Here is a 20,656-nt window from a genome sequence, read left to right as displayed (position 1 = left end):
CAACCACACCAACTCCAACCACACCAACTCCAACCACACCAACTCCAACCACACCAACTCCAACCACACCAACTCCAACCACACCAACTCCAGCGATAATACTTGGTACTTCCCAACCTGATGAAATCGAAGGTAGTCCGCAAAACGACACCATCGACGGCCTGGCAAGTGACGATGAAATTTTCGGTGAAGCAGGTAATGACTCCATCCTCGGCAATACCGGAGATGATTACTTAGATGGCGGCGCAGGAAATGACAGCCTCTTTGGCGGCGCGGGCAATGACTTCCTAGACGATGAATTGGGCAATAATTTGCTTTCCGGCGGCGACGGCAACGACGAAGTTTTGGGAGGAAACGGTGCCGACACCATCACAGGAGATGTCGGCGATGACACCTTAGCTGGCGACGAAGGCAATGACTCTATTTCTGGCGGTGTCGGCAGCGATGTTGCAGATGGCGGTGACGGTAACGATACCTTAGCTGGCGGTGATGGCAATGACGAACTAAGCGGCGGCGAAGATAACGACAGTATCAACGGCGGCCTTGGTAACGACGAACTCTACGGAGATGATGGTAACGATACTCTAGAAGGCGGTGGCGGTGCCGATAGTCTCTTTGGCGGCACGGGCAATGACTTCTACGTGTTAAATAGTACCTCCGCAGGGGGCAGCATCATTGCTGATGACAGCGGTACCGATAGTCTAACTCTCAATGGTCTCACACTGGCGATCGGTCTTGCGGCAGGTACCGCAGGCGTCACGCGGGGCGGCGAATTCGATACCGACTTGCAAATTGACCTCAACAAAGACGGCGTTTTCAAACCTGCTGACGACTTGTTGATTCTTGACTTCTTCGCGGAACCCAATCTCAACAAAGGAGATGGTTTTATCGAACAAGTTGGCAACCTCTCAGGGGACGCGATTCTCAAGAGTTTTCCGCTGAAGGCGACGCCCGGCCCAGATTTTCTCAATGGCGGCAGTGGCGATGACAGCCTTGACGGATTGGCCGGCAACGATACGATTGAAGGCAATCAAGGCAATGACTCGCTGTTCGGAAATGCTGGCGATGATTTGTTGAACGGCGACGAACTGATTACGATTGCCGAGGCGGGCGGTACGGTAATTCTCGGTACGGGAATTGGCAACGACTATCTCGACGGCGGCGATGGCAATGACACTCTCGACGGCGGTGAAGGTAACGATAGTCTGTTAGGCGGTGCCGGTGATGACAGCATTGTCGGCGGTAAGGGCGATGACATTCTCAATGGAGGAGATGGCAAAGATACTCTGTACGGGAATGAAGGGAATGACAGTTTGTTTGGCGGTGTCGGCAATGACTTTTTGTTCGGCGGCGATGGCAATGACACTCTCGACGGCGGCGATGGAGATGATTCTCTAAATGGCGGTTTGGGGAATGACAGTATTGTCGGCGGTGCCGGTATCGATACGGTGTCTTATGCTACTTTGCCGAGTCCTGTTAACGTTAATCTTGCTACTGGTATTGCGATAGCCCAAGGTACTGATACTCTCAACGGTATCGAATTCATCATCGGTACAACTTTCGCCGATACCATCACCGGCAGCAGCAACAGCGAAACCCTCACCGGCAACGGTGGCGCAGACATCCTCACCGGTGGCGGCGGCAACGACACCTTTACCCTCGATCCCACAAAATCCGCCGGCAGCAAAATTCAAGCAGGTAGCGGCACTGACACCCTACTTCTCACAGGTGTTACCGCAGCTTTATCTCTAAGTCCCGGTACAGTTGGAGTCGGCCGCAGCGGTACTAGCTTGCTAGTAGACATCAATAAAGACGGTCAAGTCAACGCCGCCGATGACATCCTCATTCTCAATTTCTTCGATTCTGCAACTACCAATCTTCCCGGTAGCGGATTTGTCGAAAATGTGGCAGGTTTGTCGGGCAATTCTATTCTCTCTAAGTTTGCTCCTCCACCCACACGCACAACTACACCCACACCCACACCTACCCCAACACCTCGCGGCCCGAAAAATTTAACGCCCAGCATTCCGATTCCGAGTCCGAATACTACCGTTGATTTCACTTTCAGCACCGGTCCCCTGAACGATTTGTATTACGGCGGTTCCCAAGCTGATGCACTCAACGGTTTAGCTGGAAATGATACGCTTTTCGGCTTAGATGGCAATGACAACATCACCGGCGATGACGGTAACGACTCGCTATTGGGCAATGCTGGCAATGACTTTATCGATGCTGGTTCTGGCGATGATATTGTTTACGCAGGTAAAGGTAATGATGCCATTGTAGGTGGAAGCGGCAATGATTCGCTCTACGGCAATAAAGGCTTTGATGTTGTCAGCGGCGGTGAAGGTAACGATCTAATTTTTGGCGGCAAGGGCGATGATTCTCTCGGCGGCGATGCTGGAGATGACAGCATTTTCGGTCAGTTAGGCAATGATTTCTTGCTCGGCGGCAGCGGTAATGATGTTGTCAGCGGTGGCGAGGGAGATGATACTCTTGCGGGTATCGATCCGGGTGCTACTAATCCGGGAGTTGGTGAGTTTGATACTTTGACTGGCGGCGACGGCAGTGACCGTTTCTTGTTGGGAGATAGTGATAAGATTTACTACTCTGGTGATGGTAATGCTGCGATTAGCGACTTTAATTCTGCCCAGGATGCGATCGTCCTTTCGGGAGTTAAGGCTGATTATTCGCTGTCGGTGGCGGGGAATGCTACTAGCATTTTCCTCAAAAAGCCCGGTCAGTCGGACGATTTAATTGCGACGGTGCAAGGGGTGACGGATCTAAATCTCGATCGCCCTTATTTCACTTTCATCTAGGCTGTAGCGGTTGTTTTTACCGCTGATTCACGCTCAATAACGCAGATATCTATACAAAATATCTGCGTTGTTTTGTATAGATATGGTGTTTTAATTGCGAATTTACTATTTTTGCGAGCGCTCTAATTTTGATTTCCTTTCCTTCGAGCGCTTAAAACAATTTAGATTAATTTAACTTTCGGAAGGGCGATCGCCCGAAATCTACTGTTTTTGAGACTTGACAATTTTAGCGGAATATGCACTGAAACGCGACTACATATTTTTTAATCGGGTTCATAAAAATATGTAGTCGCTCTGGGCTAAATTGGGTAAATGTGTCTTTTGGGGGATGCGGGCGATCGCGCGCATCGCACCCCAAAACGCTAGAGCGGCGACTCCCGGCGGCTAGCACCCGGGAATCGACTTTCCGAGTCATTAACCAACTTTTTACACATCTTCAAACAGGAAAAATTAACATGGCAACACCCAAGTGGGAACCACAAGGCCCCAGCCCCATCCTCGGTGGCCGCAACGTCAGGATTTCAAGCGAACTCAGCAAAGCAGGAGGTCGCCAAGTAGGGCTTGCTGAATAAGTAAAAGAAACCCAAAAAGAGATCGAGCTCTAATTCCAGCAAGCGGGTGAGTTAAGTTTGTGTTTTCGTTCGTTAGCCTGAACATAATTTTTGCTAATCCCAGAAGCCCGCAAGTTATTATTGATGAAAATTGGCACAAAAAAATCAATAATAACTGTCTCAATCCCGCGCTCAGGTTCATGACTAAAAAAGCAATTGCCATCTTCTGTTTGGGAAGTATTATCAAGTGAGAGCCATCACTCGATCCTATCGCTCATCTTCGTTTCGCTTGCCATAATTTTCCCTCAATCGCCTTCGGAATTCTTTCGTCTGCTAATGCTTGTTTCTTTTTTTCTTTACTCACATGGATTAAAATATATTATATTCTTTACACCGCAGGCGAGCGGACGAAAGTTTGTATAAACCTGCTTTCAACCGCCGTCCGAGCCGAAATATAAAAAAAAACTACACAAAACGTTACATATTTGTTAACATCGTGGCGAGTCTGTCCTCGGCAGCCCCTCAGCTAACCTCCACAAACTAACCGTTATGAGTCAACCTCCCTCCACAACTCCCGCCTCCGAAGAGTCCGCCGCCGAAACCGAGATACCGCCGACAAATAATGCACCTCCACCGAGTTATGTCAAGCTGGCGATGCGGAATATGGTTCGCAAGCGGGCGACTTCTCTGTTTCATTTTGCTTTGACGGCGATCGGACTTTTGGGCGTACTCGTCGGTTTGGCTTTTCTCGATCGCTATTTCAATTCTTAGCCCAAGTTTCCCACAATCAGCCTCTAACTTCCGCTGATATTTTTCATCTTTCACAAATCAGGAGTTAAGCTGATGGCGCGATCGACCCGTTGCAATCTTCAGCAGATTATTGTAATCTGCGTGCTGAAAGCAAAAATTCTATGAGCCCGATCGCGCCCTTTGAAATTGTAAAAAAATTCAATACATCCCTTGACAGGAGAGCCAAAAAATGCTATTAGAGGTGAACGTCGAAGACTGTTACGGGTTCGCCGACGCTGACAACCTCCCGGAAAGTACACCCAGCGGGGAGATTGCAGCCGAAACCTGGGAAAATTGGTTTAGCGTTTGGCTGGAAAACCAGGAGGCGGATGTGCCGGCGGCCCCGGGCTACGAAGTCAGCCTGCGTTTAACCGCCGATCCGGATATCCAAGCCCTCAACTCCCAGTACCGTCAGCAAGATCGACCGACGGATGTACTAGCTTTCGCAGCTTTGGAGGTAGACTGTCCTCAGCTAGAGGAAATGCAGTCATCCGAGCCCTTATACTTGGGTGATATCATCATCTCGATCGATACAGCCCAGCGACAAGCCCAGCAGCAAGGACATCCCCTGAAGACCGAACTAGCTTGGCTCGCAGCTCACGGTTTTCTGCATCTTTTGGGCTGGGATCACCCGGATCAAGAGAGTCTGACTCAAATGCTCGATCGACAAGAAACACTGCTGCGGGCGATCGGACTTGAGATTCAAATACCATAACTGACGTTGATGGTGACTTAACACATCATCTCAAGTCAAACATAACTTTCTGAAATTACACCAAAACTTTAGTAAAAACTTAGGAAAGTTAACTAGACTTGATGAAGGAAATTTTCAAAGTCTAGCTTTCGTTAATCTCTGTAACTTAAAGTTGGTTGTTTATGACACTAGATAGACCTTCAATTTCATCAAACATCCCACCGTTTGCGATCGTGCCTCCAGATTCTGCCATGCCGACAGTCCACGAGCCTAAAAAAGCCTTGAAATACAAGCGAGAGCTTTCCTGGAAAATCGCATCTAGTTTAGCTACAAGTTTTAGGTATGCTTGGGGCGGGCTAACCTACGCTTTTGAAACTCAGCGCAATTTTCGGATTCACACTGTTATAGGAACTTTGGCGATCGGACTCGGACTATTTTTGCACCTCAAACCTGTAGAAATATCAGTGATCGGCGTCACAATTGGTATAGTTTTAGCAATGGAATTGTTGAATACGGCGATCGAATCAGTGGTAGACTTGACCGTCGGGCAATCTTACCACGAACTCGCCAAAATTGCCAAAGACTGCGCTGCCGGAGCCGTTTTGGTATCCGCAATGGCTGCGGCGATTGTCGCTGCTGCACTGCTGCTCCCTCCGTTGTGGGAAGTTGTTCAAATTGCGATCGTCCGTCAGTAAACTTATTGGGCAAGCTAAATTTTAGGTTTTAGATGACCAATTTGAGATTTTTAGTTTTATTCCTACATATTGCAGCTATTTTAATCTCGGGCATCTATCTAAAATCTTCAAACTATTGCATTCAGGCAGCGAGTCAATCTAAAATCTAAAATCTCAAACCTAAAATCCAATTTAACCCGTGATTATAGTCATCGATAACTACGACAGTTTTACATACAATTTGGTACAGTATCTAGGAGAACTCGGTGCAGATTTGCCCGTAGCAAAAGAAGTCCAAGTCTACCGCAACGACCAAATTTCCTTAGCAGACATTCGCCGCTTGCAGCCCGCAGCAGTAGTAATTTCTCCAGGCCCGGGACGGCCGGAAGATGCGGGAATTTCTCTGAAATTGATCGAAGAATTGGGACCGACTCTACCAATTTTAGGCGTGTGTCTCGGACATCAAAGTATCGGTCAAGTATTTGGCGGCAAAATTGTTTCTGCACCAGTATTGATGCACGGCAAAACTTCTCAGGTAGAACACGCAGGAGTAGGAGTTTTTGTAGGTGTAGAATCGCCGATGCTGGCGACTCGCTATCACAGTTTAGTAATTGAAAAGCAGAGTTGTCCAGAAGTTTTGGAAATTACGGCTTGGGTGGAAGATGGCACGATTATGGGCGTGCGGCATCGGGAATATCCGCACATTGAAGGCGTACAGTTTCACCCGGAAAGTATTTTGACTACTTCGGGAAAGCAATTATTACGAAATTTTTTGGAAGGGCTTTAAGTAGAAGGAAGAAGGAAGTTCGGCAACGGATTCGCAAGGGCGGATGTAACGGATGTAACGGATGTAACGGATGTAACGGATGGAAGTTTGATGGAAGTCGAGAAATGGAAGTCGGAAGAAGTCCGATGGAAGTCGAGAAATGGAAGTCGGAAAAAGACAGATAGCGGATCGAGCTCTCATATTCGCAGACGTTGTTGAACCCCGGCCCAATACGTTTAGTGGTTATATTAAGCTGTCAGTAATACCTCATCTTTTTGAGAAAGGCTATACACACCCAGCTTGAGCGCGAGCCGTATTTTACGTTTAATTAAGTGGATTTGCTTAGGAGCGCAAATTAAATAATTTACACAAGTTTGTGGGATGGGTCAGAAGAGCCCGTCCACAAAGGACGGGCTCTTCTGGCCCATCCCACAAGAACCATCAAATTATAAGTTATTTAATTCTCATTCCTTAGTTGAATTTCTCTGGATTTGTAGAGTACGCAATGCACACCTTACGGTAAAACTCGATCGCACATTTCGCACCAGGCGGCATTTTATGATATAACAACAAACGACCAACACCCGACAACCCCAACCACAAGATGAAACGGCGACAATTAATACGTTACGCACAGACGGGTTTGCTAGCGGCTTTAGCAACTGGTTTACCATCTGGATGGGAAAGCTATCAAGCTCAAACGGCTGATTCTTTGTCGGTTCAGTGGTTGGGCCACACTTGCTTCTTGTTCGCCGGTGGCGGTGCGAGGGTGCTGGTGAATCCTTTTCGCCCCCTGGGCTGTACGGCAGGCTACCGCTCTCCTAAAGTGCCTACAGATTTGATTCTGATTAGCAGCAGATTGCTCGATGAAGGGGCGGTAGACGGATTTTCGGGCAATCCCGGCCTTTTGTACGAACCGGGCGCTTACAGGTCTAACGGGCTGAGAATTCAAGGCATTCGGACGCAGAAAGACCGTGAAGGAGGAAGGCGATTTGGGGTGAACGTGGCTTGGTTGTGGCAGCAAGCCGGTGTTAAGATTTTACACTTGGGTGGAGTTGCTGGCCCGATCGGCATTGAAGAACAAATCTTGATCGGGCGGCCGGATATTTTGCTAATTCCCGTGGGCGGAGGGCCGAAAGCTTACACTCCGGCGGAAGCAAAGCAAACTTTGCAACTTCTCAAACCGAAAATGGTAATTCCCACGCATTTCAAAACTCAAGCCGCCGATGCTGCTGCGTGCGATTTAGTGTCGCTAGATGAATTCTTGGCCCTAATGGATGGTACATCGATACGCCGATCGAATAATGACACGATTTCGATTAAATCTGGTGACTTACCCCAAACCGGTTCGGTAATTGAGGTTTTGAGTTACAGATTTAGCGGTTGAGGCTATTTTTCCCTGAGCTTGCGCTATAGTAAGGGAGTTTTGGTCGATCGCTCAGCTAAGAGAATTTTCTCTGTACCCAGTGCCTTTGGCAACCTTAACTTTTGCGGAAATTTGGCTAACATAAGAATTCACGTTCACTGTTTTATTGTCATAAGGAAATCCAAGCGCAATGAAAAATCAAAATTTACCTAGCTGGATGAAACAACTCACAGGTTTCGCAGGAGTAATCGGCGCTAGCGCGTTAATTGGTTTCCCGGCTTGGGCTCACATCAACTCCAACACCAGTGTTGCTAATGCAACTCAAACTCAACAAGTTGCAGGAAATGTGAAAACCGCTAACGCACCGGCAAAAGTTGCTGCTGCTAACGATATTGTTGCTATTGCATCTGGCGACGCTCAATTCAAGACATTGACAAAGGCTTTGGGATCTGCTGGTTTGGTTACAACTTTACAAGGCAAAGGCCCTTTCACTGTTTTTGCACCGACTGACGCGGCATTTGCTGCTTTGCCAAAAGGAACTGTGGAGGATTTGCTCAAACCGGCAAACAAAGCCAAACTAACTAAGATTTTGACTTACCACGTTGTTCCTGGTGCGGTTTTATCTAGTAGCCTCAAATCCGGCGATGTTAAAAGTGTGGAAGGCGGTTCGCTGAAGGTGGCAGTTGCCGCAGGCAAAGTTACGGTTAGCGGCGCTAATGTTGTGAAAGCTGATATCAAAGCTAGCAACGGCGTTATTCACGTAATTGACAAAGTTTTGATCCCCGCTGATGCGAAGTAGCACTAGCATTTTTCGCCTCAAATGATTTCAGATTTGGTTAAATGAACGCGAAGTCAGGACACGGCGCCGTGCCTTTCGGAGTGTCAACAACCAAGTCCACGTGGTTTTATTGTCGGGATAAAAATTAGGTACGTAGTTGGGCTTTAGCCTCCTTTAAACATATATATAAAGGAGGCTAAAGCCCAACTACGTACCTTTATTTATTAATATGACAGTTGCGTCCCAGACGCGAGCCGCTCGTGAGATCAAATTCAATTGAGATCCCTAATCCAAGCGTATGGGGATAGATTACAATTGTGCCGGCAACATGAGAGTAAAAGTTGACCCCTTGCCAAACTCGCTATTCACAGTAATTTCTCCCCCCAGCATCTGAGAGTATTTCTGCGCTATTGCCAAACCCAAACCCGTACCTCCGTACTTGCGGGTAGTCGAAGCATCAGCTTGCGTAAAAGGTTGAAATAACTTTTGTAGCTGTTGGGGAGTCATCCCAATCCCCGTATCAGTACACTTAAAAATTAACTCTTCAAAATCCCAACTATTCTCGTCCTTTTTAATTCTTTCAACCGTGAGTGTAATTATCCCTTTCTGAGTAAACTTAGCTGCGTTGCTGAGCAAATTAAACAAAATTTGAGTAAACTTAATTTGATCGGAATACAATTCGCCAATATTATTAGGACACTGAATATTCAGGCGATTGGTGTTTCGCAAAAATAGCGGTTCAACAGTTCTCGCTACATCTTTAACTGCCTCGAACACGTCAAAAGTTTCTAATTCAAGTTCCGCGTGACCGGCTTCAATCTTCGACAAGTCCAAAATATCATTAATCAATCCCAGTAAATGATTGCCTGCATTGTGAATTCTTTCCAAATCCGACACAAAATCAGCTTCGCCCAAATCTAAAGCCTCTTCTTGCAGAATCTCGCTGTAACCGATAATCGCATTCAGAGGAGTTCGCAGTTCGTGGCTCATGTTAGCCAAAAACTGACTTTTAGCCAAATTAGCTGCTTCTGCTGCTTCCTTTGCCTTATAAAGTTCTGCCTCGGCTTGCAAGCGGTCGGTCACGTCGTGAGCCAGCACTAATTCAGCATTTCTGCTATCAAATATCAGGGCATAAGAAGTAATTTCTACATCAATAATTGTGCCGTTTTTTGTCTGGTGCTGCCACACACCGGCAAAATCAATACCGACATCTACTTGGGATATATTTTCTAGCAATTTCGGCAGTTCTTGGGGGGGACGAATATCCGCAACGGTCATGTTGAGAAATTCGTCGCGAGTGTAGCCGTAGTGCTCGATAGCAGCCTGATTGACGGCTATAAATTCCAGAGTTTCTAAATCGTAAACCCACATCGGATGGGGGTTGTTTTTAAACAAAAGTCTGTAGCGTTCTTCCGAGGCTCGGAGTTCAGCTTCGGCTTGCTTGCGCTCGGTGATGTCGCGGACAACAGTGCAAATAATCTCGCGGCCGCCGTAGGAAATCACGCTGGCACTTACTTCCACGTCCACGCAGGAACCGTCTCGGCGGCGGTAGAGAACTTCGCCCATTCTGAATTGTTTCTGGGCCAGCAGGAACTCGATATTGCTGTCAACTATGTCTTGAGAGTAAGCGACGATATCGTAAACACTCAGTTGCGAAATCGCATCAAGACTGTAATCGAACAAGTTTCTAAAGGCTGTATTGGCTTCCAAAAGGCGTTTGGTTTGAGCGTCCCACAGGAAAATGCAGTCTGTAGCTTGCTCGACTACGGCTCCGTAGCGGGCTTTTTCCTCAAGTTGTTCGCTTTCGGCGCTGGCGATCGCCCCGAGCATTCCGTTGATAGTATGGGCAAGGTCGGCCAACTCGTCTTCGCCCGTCACCGGCAGCCGCACCGAGAGGTCTTGGCTGCTGCTGACGCGGTTCACTGCTTTCGCCAAGCTGCTCAATCGAGACAGCACCAGACGCTCTATCAGCAGCAGAGTGCAGCCGATAAACCCGATTCCCGCTAACCCTACAGACACCAGCAGGTACATTAAACTGGTTTGACCTTGGCGGTAGATTTCTCTGGGCATATCCACCCGCAGCAGCAGCGCCGGTCGATCGTAAATATCGCGGATCAGAGCATAACCCGCCATCAAATCTTCGCTGACAGGACGCACCAAAATCGGTTTTTTTGCCGACAGTCGATCGCGAACTTTCAGAAAGTCAACAGGCAACTGAGCCTCATTAACGCTGTGTACAATCAGCGGCAAGCGAGTAATTTTAGAAAGCTTCGCAATGCCCGCAGCATCCAAATTGCGCCCGAATACCAGCGTACCTCGGATCGGGCCAGTGCTTTTTGTAGTGACAATTGGCCGGGAAGTAATCAGTATCGGCCCTGACTGCAGCACCAGGACACCAGCGAGACTGCTGTTGGCGTTGGGGTGCTGCAACAGCGGGTCCTTGAGAGAAATGTGCTGTTTTAATGCTTCTGGAACAGGCGTTAGTTTCATCTTTTCGCTGTCTAAACCCGTACCGTAAACTATTTTGCCAGAAGTATTGACAAATATGGCTAGATGAACTCTCAAATTATTCAGCCCTTCTGGAACTAAATTCGAGGCAATGAATTCTGAGTTGCGGTTTTGGATAAAAGTGTAGGTGTCATCCCAGGCCGACCAGTCGGCAAAGCGCGAGTTGAAGTCATCTGCGGTTTGCCCGAACACGCTGAGCACTCCCTTGACCACCTGTGTGGCTTCTTGTTCCTCTGCTTTGACAAGGCTGCCCAAAAGGATGCTGGAGGAGGCTGCATACAGAATGCCAGTCAGTCCAGCGATGGTAATGCCAACTATTGATAGTGTTTTCCGACGCAGTTTCATCTTGCCGAGTGTGTGGTGTCCGTCCGAAAATTCTCAACTCAGGAGCAATTTTACTGCTGTTTCCTGAATCCTGGCTGCTGGCCCTGCTGCAGTCTGCCGGGAGGGAGTTTTGTAGGGCGCCCCGTAGCCTCACATTTTCTCGGATATTTCCAGTTTTTTGTGTGACGCACTCTACTGCTGCCTTGTTAAGGAGTATACAGCTAACATCCGCTAACTTCAGGCATGGGGATGAGACCTGGTTTTTTGTTAAACAATATCTTCGCCAAACGGGAAAATCCTCTTAGAAATTAGGTTGGGTTGAGGCACTCGTACCGAACAAATAGGTTTTAGTTTCGCTTCGCTATACCCAACAAACCCAGAAAATCGCGCAGGTATTGGTTATATCATTTTCAGAAATGAATGCAACTCTAGGCAAACTCCAAACTCTTATGCAGTAAATCATTCCCAATTCTTTAATCCGCAATCGAAAATCGAAAATGCTATTAGTTTCCCCACACTTCCTGTTTGTGAGCTTCGTTGCAAATACCCAAAATGCGCCGGTCGTTGTCGCTGACGGCCCAAATTGGGCGATACTGTTGCAGGTTTACGGAGTAGGGAGAGCGACTGCCGTCGTAACTGTCCACTACTGTTAAATTTAACTGAGTTCGCTCCGCAGTGCCGTAAAAACAGTAAAAAGCAGACCGAGGCAGGTAAAAAGCGCCGACTACCTTACTCTGCCGCATTTCAAATACAAAATATTCTTTTTTAAGTTCATCTGGCTTGCTCGACTGGCCGTAGAGGTAAATGCCGTCTGCTAAACCTGTGCTAGGGGTATCTGGCGCAGCATTTGGGGGGGATTGCGAGCGCAAAACGCCGGATTTGATGTCCGAGTGCCCAAGCGGGCGTGCCGTCGATGCGATGCTGAAGTTACCGGGCGAGAGGGCAAGGGCGATCGCCTCTAAACTGCTTGTGAATAAGATTAAATAAGTTAAAACCACTTGCTTGCCCCAAAATTTCAAATAGCTGCTGCGCAGCGCCTCTTGTACCAGTTTCAAAAAGCTCGTACAGAAACCGGGTATTTGGCCGGACGCTGAATATTAACTTGAGGAGCGATCGCCCGCCCGGTTCCTAAATTCAAATCTCAGATTAGTTTTGATAAATTGCGATCGCTCCAGAGAGTGCGATCGACATCTTAAATATAGCGCTTTTTAAATCTCTCTTCTGTACTCGTCAGCCTACCAATTACCCATTACCTTTTTCCCTATTACCATCTGTACCTCACTCATATCTTGTCCGGTCAATTACCATCACAAAAACGGAACGCACGTGCGGACTTCAGTCCGCTCTTATTCTGCGGACTGAAGTCCGCACTACGAACACAAAAACGGAACGCACGTGCGGACTTCAGTCCGCTCTTATTCTGCGGACTGAAGTCCGCACGTGCGTTCCTTGCTTATTTCGGTCAATCGACCGGATATGATATCACTTGCAAATTGCTATAAAAGTATCCTTCCCGGAGACGCCTGCACAAAAAAAGAGTTGAGATTTGGCGAAAATCTCAACTCTTTGAGTGACTAGCTAGCCAAGTATTCTCGGACTTGAGATTGGCGCCTCCGCAGGTGGGCGAGGGCTTGATGTTCTAGCTGCCGCACCCGTTCCCGGCTGAGATTCAGCCTTTCTCCGACTTTCGCCAGAGACATTTCTGTGCCGTCTTCCAAACCGAAGCGCAGAACGATCACATCTCGTTGCTGGGGGGTAAGTTCCGATATCAAAGTATCGAGGTCTTGCCGCAGCAATTCCGAAGTAATGTAGTTGTCTGGAGATGCTGTTTCGTCTTCTAAGAGTTCTTGCAGTTCGGTATCTTGGTTATCTCCTACGCGCAAGTCCAAAGAAACTGGATGTCTTGCCATCAACAGGTATTCCCGAATCTGGGAAGGTTGCAGTTCCAAGGCGGCGGCAATTTCCCCCGGGGAGGGAGACCGGCCCAACTGCTGGGTGAGTTCCCGCTGCACTTTTTTGATTTTATTGAGTTTTTCGGTGATATGAATTGGCAATCGAATGGTGCGGGCGTGTTGGGCGATCGCGCGAGTGATTGCTTGGCGAATCCACCAGTAGGCATAGGTAGAAAATTTATATCCCCGCATCGGGTCAAATTTTTCTACTCCTCGTTCTAAACCGAGGGTTCCTTCTTGAATTAAATCCAAGAATTCCATGTTGCGTTTCTGGTATTTTTTGGCGATCGCGACTACTAGACGCAAATTCGCTTCAATCATCTTTTGCTTGGCGCGCCGCCCTAACTGCAAGATCCGGTTTAGTTCGGCTTCCGTCAACTCCATTTCGGCAGCCCACTCTAGCTGAGTCGGCTCCCGCTGCCATAATGCGGCAAGTTCTTGTTTTGCTTCGATTAATTTCATCATTTGCTGTACCTGCTTCCCGAAAACAATCTCTTCTTCTCGGGTTAGCAAGGGTACTCGACCGATCTCGTGCAGATAGGTACGAACCGTATCCGTTGAGGAGTATGGCCGGCTGCCCATGCGATCGGCTTTCACTGTTTTGGTTTTGGGGGTTGTAGTGGACATGGGTGAGTATTGCACTCCTTGTAACAACAGATAAAAAGTTGGTGATACCCTGTCCCACTTGTAAAAGTGGGATAAAGACTGCGACAGGGAGGATGTTACCCCTCCTGTTTATCGGTGACGATCGGTAGAAGCTTGTTGTATTGGATTACTTTTATGCTTGATTTTCCAGTAATCCCCGTCGATTTTCCGTAGCTCGCTAGCTTTAACGGCTAGTTTAAGGCGAAGTGAAGCAAGAGTTTACTTTTCTCAATACTATTTCCAATTTTGAGGATCGTAAAGGGTAAAAACCTCTGTCTTAAGGTAAAGATTCTACATTTTTCCTTAAGATTTTCAATTCCCTGCTAGTTTTAACTGCAACTCAACTTCACAATACTCATGCAAACACGCTCATGCAAACAGACTCATGCAATTCGAGGGCTTTGTTTTGCTCTCTGTTCTATCATCGCTTGAATTTTTCTCGCTGCCTAGATGCTGCGATGCGAGATAACCGAACTCGATCGCCGTATTCGCTGCGACTTACCGTTTAAAATATTTCTTGACATTTTTATTAAAGTATGCTAATCAACTTCTGCTGTCAGTGAGTAAGGGTATATATAGCCTTTTTCAGAAACATGAGGTATGACTGGCCTGCGCCGGGCATAGGCCTGCGCCGGGCATAGGCCTGGGTGGGCATTAAGGCATACCTCACCATGCTTGAGAACCGCTATAAGAGCGGGATGTTTGGCTATTTGAGTTAAATTTTGCCGATCGACTCAACAATATTTAACCTTATCCAAATTTTACGAAGTTAGGGAGGAGGGGTGAGGGGTGTGAGGGCAAAAGCCCTTGCCTAAAGCCGGAGAAATATTTTTTTTTGAATGTCGATCGCGCTTTTTCATTTACAGCAACCGCGCCCGACGATTAGGATGTTGCAGCCCATATATCCAGTAATCCCAAATCCGGGTTTTGTACGCGCTTTATTTCTTAGTCTCTTAGAGCTATGGTTTCTACTTTTTTAGAAGTGACCATTATAGGGATACAAAATCATTTCGTCACGCTCGGATATAATATTAATGGACATATTCAGCATAAACAAATCCCTGAGCTTGGAGAGATTCACCTTTCAGGAAAAGATTGACTTCAACACAACCTGTTACTTCCTCAATAAAGGTATATTGACGCACTTGATTGTCCGGTATGACTAGCTCTGTCATAGCATCAAACTCCACATTAATTAATAAGCTATCTTGTTCGTCAGCCGCTTCTATCTGCAAGGCTTGAGGCGTCCTTAAGCTTCTGTCACAGAACAGTGAAGCCATAACTCCAGGCAAACGTAAAGGTACTTTTGGAGAACTAGACCAATCCCAATTTATCCTAATACTAGAACCAATAAAAATTTTACTCACTTCCTTACCCACATAAATAAAAATGTAAGGCAAACCTCCCAAAGAGTGATCTTTATTAGTGCGTTTGTCTAAAATTAATGTAATTTGTCTGCCATCCTCACAGGTAGTAATAGCCACCAACCACTCCCAACCTATATCCTCACCCCAGCGAAATCGACCAAAATTGCGATCGTGATAGCAAAAACAATTGCGATCGAGATTGAAAGACTGTCCGCCGATCGACAATTCACCGATTATTTGGCAACCGGGGACTAAACCCCAACCGATGAAACCGCTCCCAAAAGGCGAATCCTCGGTGACTAAAAGCGGCATGACATCAGCTTGCGCTTGAAATTCGATCGATAATTGCCTCCTGCGATCGCGAACTTCTACCGCATAATTATTACCATTAATTTCTAAATAAACATTCTCTCCCCGTACAAGTAATGGGAACTGCCGCACCATATCTTGTTTCCATTCTAGCGAAAAAACGGTAGCAAAAGTAACTAAAGGCGAATCAGGTCTAATTTCTTCAGCAATTTGTTCGGAGGCTAAGTTGACAATGAAGCTAACTTGAATTTCACCCATTCCCGGTCTGCCCATCACGGTTATATTCACCAGCACTCGCAGTCCTGTTTGCCGATCGATAATAATAAAATGATACCAATCTTTCCAATCCAGGGGCGATAAGGTGTCTAGTAAGGGAATGCGTAGCGCTTCTACACGCGCAAGTAGTTCTTCATCAATTTTCATAGTTTGTGTTAGCTACAATACTTCTTCGTAAAATAATGTTCAACAGAATCGTGAGTTAAAGTAGGGTGCGTCGCGAGCGACTTTTATGGCTACTTACAACTATCGATCGAGCGACGCACCCTACCGCTATCCGATCGCCATTCGGTTGGTAGTGAGGACTTTAGTCCGCAGATTCAGAGGACTAAAGTCCTCACTACGAACATTAATGCTGGACTTTAGTCCGCAGATTCAGAGGACTAAAGTCCTCACTACGAACATTAACGCTGGAGCGAAGTTGCTCCATCAAGAATATTGTGTAAGGCGACAGGATGCTGGGGAGTTGGAGGAAATAAGTCGGGAGAGCGATCGGCAATATTTTTGACTTGAGTAGCAATCCGAGGCGAGAGTCGAACTAATCCGAGTGCGATCGCCCCAAACCACAGTTCTGCATCCATTTCCCATTGGTTAACCAAGAGAGTACCAGAAACATTTGAACTAGGAATTATGTTCTTAGTTCTAGCTGAGTTTAAATCTATTGCCGCTAAACCCCACAACCAGTTTTCCCAGTAATAAACGACACCTCTGGTGCTACTGGGAACACCAAGTGACTCATAGTAAGCATTAGCAGCAGATTGGCTAATTGCTAACCAACGCGGGACTTGAGCTGAAGCAAAGGCGATTACTCCATTCTTAAAGAAACGAGTACGACTCAACCGAGTTAATAATTTAGAACCTGGTTCAGTTTCGAGATATTCCCTTCCCATTTGATTGAGGAGGAGTAACATTTCCAGAACTAACCAGCGCACGGGAAGCAGATCGAATCCCGACAATCCGGTTGCTAAATTATAGCTTGAGTGGAGCGATCGCTCTGTTAATGAATCCGAAATGGGGGGTATGTCAGTTGCGATGTTTTTCAAATTCAGTGCGATCGCCGGTGAAAGTTGAGCTAATCCGAAAATCAGAGCAGCAAACCAGCGATCGCCATCATTTCCTAACTCTGTAACAAACTCTTCTGCTAAAAAAGGAGGCACCTCAATTGTACTACCACTCTCACCCGCCTCTAAATCCACTTCCGCTAAACTCAACCACCAACACTCCCAAAGATAGAGGAGAGAACCTTGACCTTTCTTACCCTTGAGAACCGACTTAATACTTGATAAACTCTTAGCAATCCAATCGGAAATTTTAACTCCGTCTAAAGCACTAACTCCCTTCTTAAAAAACGGCGTAGGACGCAAATGACGCAACAACTCACTTCCCGCTTGAGACTTCGCATATTCCTCTCCAGTTTGGCATAATTTTACGAGTATTTCCGCCATTAGCCAGCGCATCGGAATTCGATCGAACTCTATCAATCCTGACATTAAACCTAAAATTGGCGACAACTGACTATCCTGTGTGGGAAAAGGCAAATCCGCCTTTAAAGATAAGTCTATTGCTGCTGCATTATCTTTGTCCAATTCAATAATTTCAACCTTTACAGGAATCCCAGCTTCCTGAATCCCCGGAAACCGCAACCAATTCTTGAGGATTTGTCCGGGTTTTAATTCAGAGGGAATTTCCAGTCTCATTTTTTGACTCTTTTCTTCCCCACCCGCTAGCACAATATAAACTGGTTCTAAGTAACTAACAGATGAGATAATTTGCTCTCCATCAACCACCCAATCCTCTAGTTCGGGATGTAATAATAGACTTTCTGTACTCTGGTTGTGCAGCAAAAGTTGCAGTCCCACAGTTGTACCTGACGGAATTTTTAGCTCTATCTGGGGAAGTTGGCTCATAAGTTTCGATAGATCACATAGTTAATTAATTCTTTGAGAAATCGACGGTCTTGCACTGAAGCAACCCCTTGTTCTTCTGGTTTTAAAGGGGTTTCAGGCTGAAGAAAATCTAAACTCTCAAAAATCTCAGCAGCTTGGTTTGCTAATTTTCGTGCCACAGTCCAGCCGTGTTCGATGCTACCGCACTCTTGCATTTTTTTCAGGATAAAAGCAATTTGCTCCGGGGTTTTTTGTAGCCTTGGAATAGCAAGAATTTCCAATATTTTTGGTGCGGCTTTACCGCTGTTAGCAATTACATGATTGAGCATTAATGTGCGTTTTCCTTCGTAGATATCTCCACCAATTTCTTTACCGTAAGTTTCCATTTCTCCTTGAAGATTTAGCACATCGTCTTGGATCTGAAAGGCAATCCCCAAAATCATCCCAAACCGGGTTAGACTCGCTAAAGGTTTGACTAAATCTTTGGGACTAGCCGCTGGATGTCCGATAATTAAACCCAGGCGACAGGGTGTGATGAAGGAATACCAACAAGTTTTTTTGACACACATCGTGAAATAGTCTTGGTCGCTGATTTTTGAGGTATTCGCTGCTACCCAGTCCAATTCCATCGCTTGTCCTTCTACGGATTGTTGCGCCATGAAATCTATTTCATGGAGAATGTTTATAGTTTTAGATACACCAATAGTAGGCAAATTTTCTAACAGCAAACCCACTGCTAAAACGTTTGTTGCGTCTCCAACATTAATGGCACGAGGAATACCAATCATCTGATGTAAAGTATCTTTGCCCCGTCGAGTTTCCGAACCGTCTTCAATGTCATCGTGAATCAGAAAAGCATTATGATACAGTTCCAAAGCAGAGGCGGTTTTTACGGCTAAATGCCCCATACCGCCTGCGGCTCGCGCTACACTTACACAGATTGTAGGGCGGAGCATTTTGCCGGCGCGCAGCGGATAATCCATTAATAAATCGTATAAGGGTGTGTAGGCTCCTGCTTGCGATCGCTTAGTTTTGATAGTTTCAGCAATTGTAGTAACAATTGCCGATCGAGAGTTCTGCAATGCCTCATTGATAATGTTTTTATCAAACATTATCTCTGGTGGGGATTCTTCGCTAGTTTTTTCGCGATTAACTTGTTGGCTTGTTTCGACAACTGGAAAGTTTAGCGGATTTTTTGGTTTCGCTCCAGATTCGCTTTGGGCGGTGACTGGGATTTCTATTGATATGAATTCTTCCTCTAGTTGGCGATCTGGTAGGGGGGTTTTTAAGGTAATAACTGGCCCGGTAGAAGGTTTGAGTTGCTTTTTTTCGCGAATAGCGGCGGAGTTTAGGCGGAAAATTAACCAGGAAAAACCGCTAAAAATAACTAAAAACAAGAATCTTTCTTCTGGCATCAAATCCTTCCCTAGCTATCTAATCGTTAATGTCAAGTAAAGTTAACTCGAGCGAAATTTTTATTTCTCTAAAAAATGTAACAAGTTGTTACTTTTTTTGATTTTGACTCCCACTTAAAAATTGGTCTTATCTTGAATAATATAGCATTCCTAAATCATTTGTGAAAAAATGAGTGCGGGCTAGATAGCCCGCAATAGGGGGAGACGCTGGCACTGCCCCTCACGACTCAAATAAGATCGCTATACATCCATCTTCATCGGGGTAGAATGCGTAGTCTAAATGAAAAAAATGGGATTTTTAGACAAGAAGAAGTGACGCCTCCTACTTGCGGTTAAAACCGTTAACTAACCACTGACCAAGCGACGGTAATACTACCGCTGTTATCCCAGTACCAAGGCGTTTCATCATTCTTCACAAATGTCAAAGTTTGACCGGGTTTTAAGCGGATAGTTTTCTTCGTGCTGACTTCCTCAATATTACGGTTAAGCTTATCGAAAACCACTAGGGCATAGGCGGGGAGATTGGGATACTTCAATTCTCCCAGTAGGGGTTCTTCGGGATGGAGAATTCCGGCGGCAGTGGTTTGCTTTCCTGGTTTGAACGACCACTCGCCTGATGGAGAAAACTCAATCAAAACTTCTTTGTCAGTGGGATTGGTAAAATCCACCCCCTCTGAGCTGGTGGCAGGAACTTCAAATTTACCATTGAGTTTGAGCGGTATTTCTATCTCTGGGTTTGGATCGACGATCGATTCTTTTCGGAATGCCATTCCGTAGGATTCACCCAAACCACCGCCATAAGCGAAAACTAGGGTCGCCACACCAGTGGCAAGGTCAACTTTCACTACTCGGTGTCCAGCACCTACGCCATAGATCGCACCATTAGCAGAAGTTGCAGCAATACCATAGACATTAGGAATGCCAAAGGAACCAATCCTGCTGCTGCTGGGAGGATTGGAGAGATTAACTTTGTAGAGTTCAGAATCAGTTGTGGACAAATATAGTTCATTATTGACAAAAGCTAAGTCTCCTCCTGATGAAACTGGCAAATTGCCAATCAGAGTCGCAGCACCCGTAATGGTGTTGACAGTATAAAGACTGTTGCCGCCAGCGGCATACAGCGTTCCGTCTTGATTAAATGTTAGGGCATTGGCAACGCCTCCTAAACAACCAATAGCCGTAGCCCGAGCATTGTTAGGGTCAATTTTGTAGAGGCGGGAGGGATCGACCCCCCATAATTCATTACTGGGGGACCAGGCAATGTCAAACATAACGACGCCCATGCTACCAATCAGGGTCACGGTATTTGTGTTGAGTTCAATTGTGCCTAACTGTCCGCGATCGTCAGAAATCCACAGTTTATTTATATCACTCATTTTTTTTACTCCTTGTCAGGCGATCCAATATTTTTGGGGCTAGATTCAATCGGCTGCATCTTGACTTTTGGTTAACACTCTCTGGGCACTCGTCTCATCGACTATATCAGCTAACGTAACTAAAGCAACGCCAATTTTTGTAACAAATTATTACAAGTTTA

Annotated in this window: 14 protein-coding genes and 1 pseudogene; 7 read left to right on the top strand and 8 right to left on the bottom strand. The window is 46.3% G+C overall.

All coding sequences use genetic code 11. From position 1 onward, the window contains the following. Positions 1 to 2,819, top strand: a 2,819-nt coding sequence (locus QUB63_RS28130; protein WP_332948668.1) for a calcium-binding protein, incomplete at its 5' end; no start/stop codon positions are given. 699 nt (positions 2,820 to 3,518) lie between these two features. On the opposite strand, the pseudogene QUB63_RS35170 reads toward QUB63_RS28130, so the two are convergent. Further along, a pseudogene (locus tag QUB63_RS35170) lies at positions 3,519 to 3,737 on the bottom strand (transposase); the annotation flags it as partial. 182 nt (positions 3,738 to 3,919) lie between these two features. On the opposite strand from QUB63_RS35170, the gene QUB63_RS28125 reads away from it, so the two are divergent. From QUB63_RS28125 to QUB63_RS28100, 6 genes are all read left to right on the top strand, one after another. Next, complete coding sequence (locus QUB63_RS28125; RefSeq protein ID WP_332948667.1) at positions 3,920 to 4,141, top strand: DUF3285 domain-containing protein; 222 nt, start codon at positions 3,920 to 3,922, stop codon at positions 4,139 to 4,141. Positions 4,142 to 4,349: 208 nt separating this feature from the next. Further along, positions 4,350 to 4,874, top strand: coding sequence for an rRNA maturation RNase YbeY (ybeY, locus tag QUB63_RS28120; protein ID WP_332948666.1), 525 nt, complete (start codon positions 4,350 to 4,352; stop codon positions 4,872 to 4,874). A gap of 161 nt (positions 4,875 to 5,035) precedes the next feature. Beyond that, positions 5,036 to 5,548 (top strand): diacylglycerol kinase family protein, encoded by a 513-nt coding sequence (locus QUB63_RS28115; RefSeq protein WP_332948665.1) that lies wholly within the window; start codon positions 5,036 to 5,038, stop codon positions 5,546 to 5,548. Between the two features lie 178 nt (positions 5,549 to 5,726). Further along, a complete protein-coding gene (locus QUB63_RS28110; RefSeq protein WP_332948664.1) occupies positions 5,727 to 6,314 on the top strand; it encodes an anthranilate synthase component II in 588 nt (195 codons plus the stop codon). A 583-nt stretch (positions 6,315 to 6,897) separates the two neighbouring features. Then, positions 6,898 to 7,680 (top strand): MBL fold metallo-hydrolase, encoded by a 783-nt coding sequence (locus tag QUB63_RS28105; protein WP_332948663.1) that lies wholly within the window; start codon positions 6,898 to 6,900, stop codon positions 7,678 to 7,680. A gap of 169 nt (positions 7,681 to 7,849) precedes the next feature. After that, positions 7,850 to 8,458 (top strand): fasciclin domain-containing protein, encoded by a 609-nt coding sequence (locus QUB63_RS28100; protein ID WP_332948662.1) that lies wholly within the window; start codon positions 7,850 to 7,852, stop codon positions 8,456 to 8,458. Positions 8,459 to 8,746: 288 nt separating this feature from the next. Here the strand turns inward: QUB63_RS28100 and QUB63_RS28095 are convergent, their stop codons facing one another. The 7 genes from QUB63_RS28095 to QUB63_RS28065 all read right to left on the bottom strand — a co-directional run bounded on the left by QUB63_RS28095 (position 8,747) and on the right by QUB63_RS28065 (position 20,495). Further along, positions 8,747 to 11,290 carry a CHASE4 domain-containing protein gene (locus QUB63_RS28095; protein ID WP_332948661.1) on the bottom strand — a complete coding sequence of 848 codons (2,544 nt, stop codon included), beginning with the start codon at positions 11,288 to 11,290 and terminating at the stop codon, positions 8,747 to 8,749. Positions 11,291 to 11,772: 482 nt separating this feature from the next. Then, a complete protein-coding gene (locus QUB63_RS28090; protein WP_332948660.1) occupies positions 11,773 to 12,324 on the bottom strand; it encodes a hypothetical protein in 552 nt (183 codons plus the stop codon). 519 nt (positions 12,325 to 12,843) lie between these two features. Further along, on the bottom strand, positions 12,844 to 13,848 hold the full coding sequence (locus QUB63_RS28085; protein ID WP_332948659.1) for an RNA polymerase sigma factor, RpoD/SigA family: 1,005 nt from the start codon (positions 13,846 to 13,848) through the stop codon (positions 12,844 to 12,846). Positions 13,849 to 14,897: 1,049 nt separating this feature from the next. Continuing rightward, positions 14,898 to 15,965 (bottom strand): hypothetical protein, encoded by a 1,068-nt coding sequence (locus tag QUB63_RS28080; protein ID WP_332948658.1) that lies wholly within the window; start codon positions 15,963 to 15,965, stop codon positions 14,898 to 14,900. A 257-nt stretch (positions 15,966 to 16,222) separates the two neighbouring features. After that, positions 16,223 to 17,725, bottom strand: coding sequence for a hypothetical protein (locus tag QUB63_RS28075; protein WP_332948657.1), 1,503 nt, complete (start codon positions 17,723 to 17,725; stop codon positions 16,223 to 16,225). Continuing rightward, complete coding sequence (locus tag QUB63_RS28070; RefSeq protein ID WP_332948656.1) at positions 17,722 to 19,119, bottom strand: polyprenyl synthetase family protein; 1,398 nt, start codon at positions 19,117 to 19,119, stop codon at positions 17,722 to 17,724. Before QUB63_RS28070 ends, QUB63_RS28075 begins: the two co-directional genes overlap by 4 nt. 341 nt (positions 19,120 to 19,460) lie before the next feature. Then, a complete protein-coding gene (locus QUB63_RS28065; RefSeq protein WP_332948655.1) occupies positions 19,461 to 20,495 on the bottom strand; it encodes a hypothetical protein in 1,035 nt (344 codons plus the stop codon). Positions 20,496 to 20,656: the final 161 nt, after the last annotated feature.

The organism is Microcoleus sp. ARI1-B5 (assembly GCF_036705795.1).
Lineage (GTDB): Bacteria > Cyanobacteriota > Cyanobacteriia > Cyanobacteriales > Microcoleaceae > Microcoleus.
Note: the sequence above shows the minus strand (reverse complement) of the source record. Positions and strands in the feature narration are given on the sequence as shown.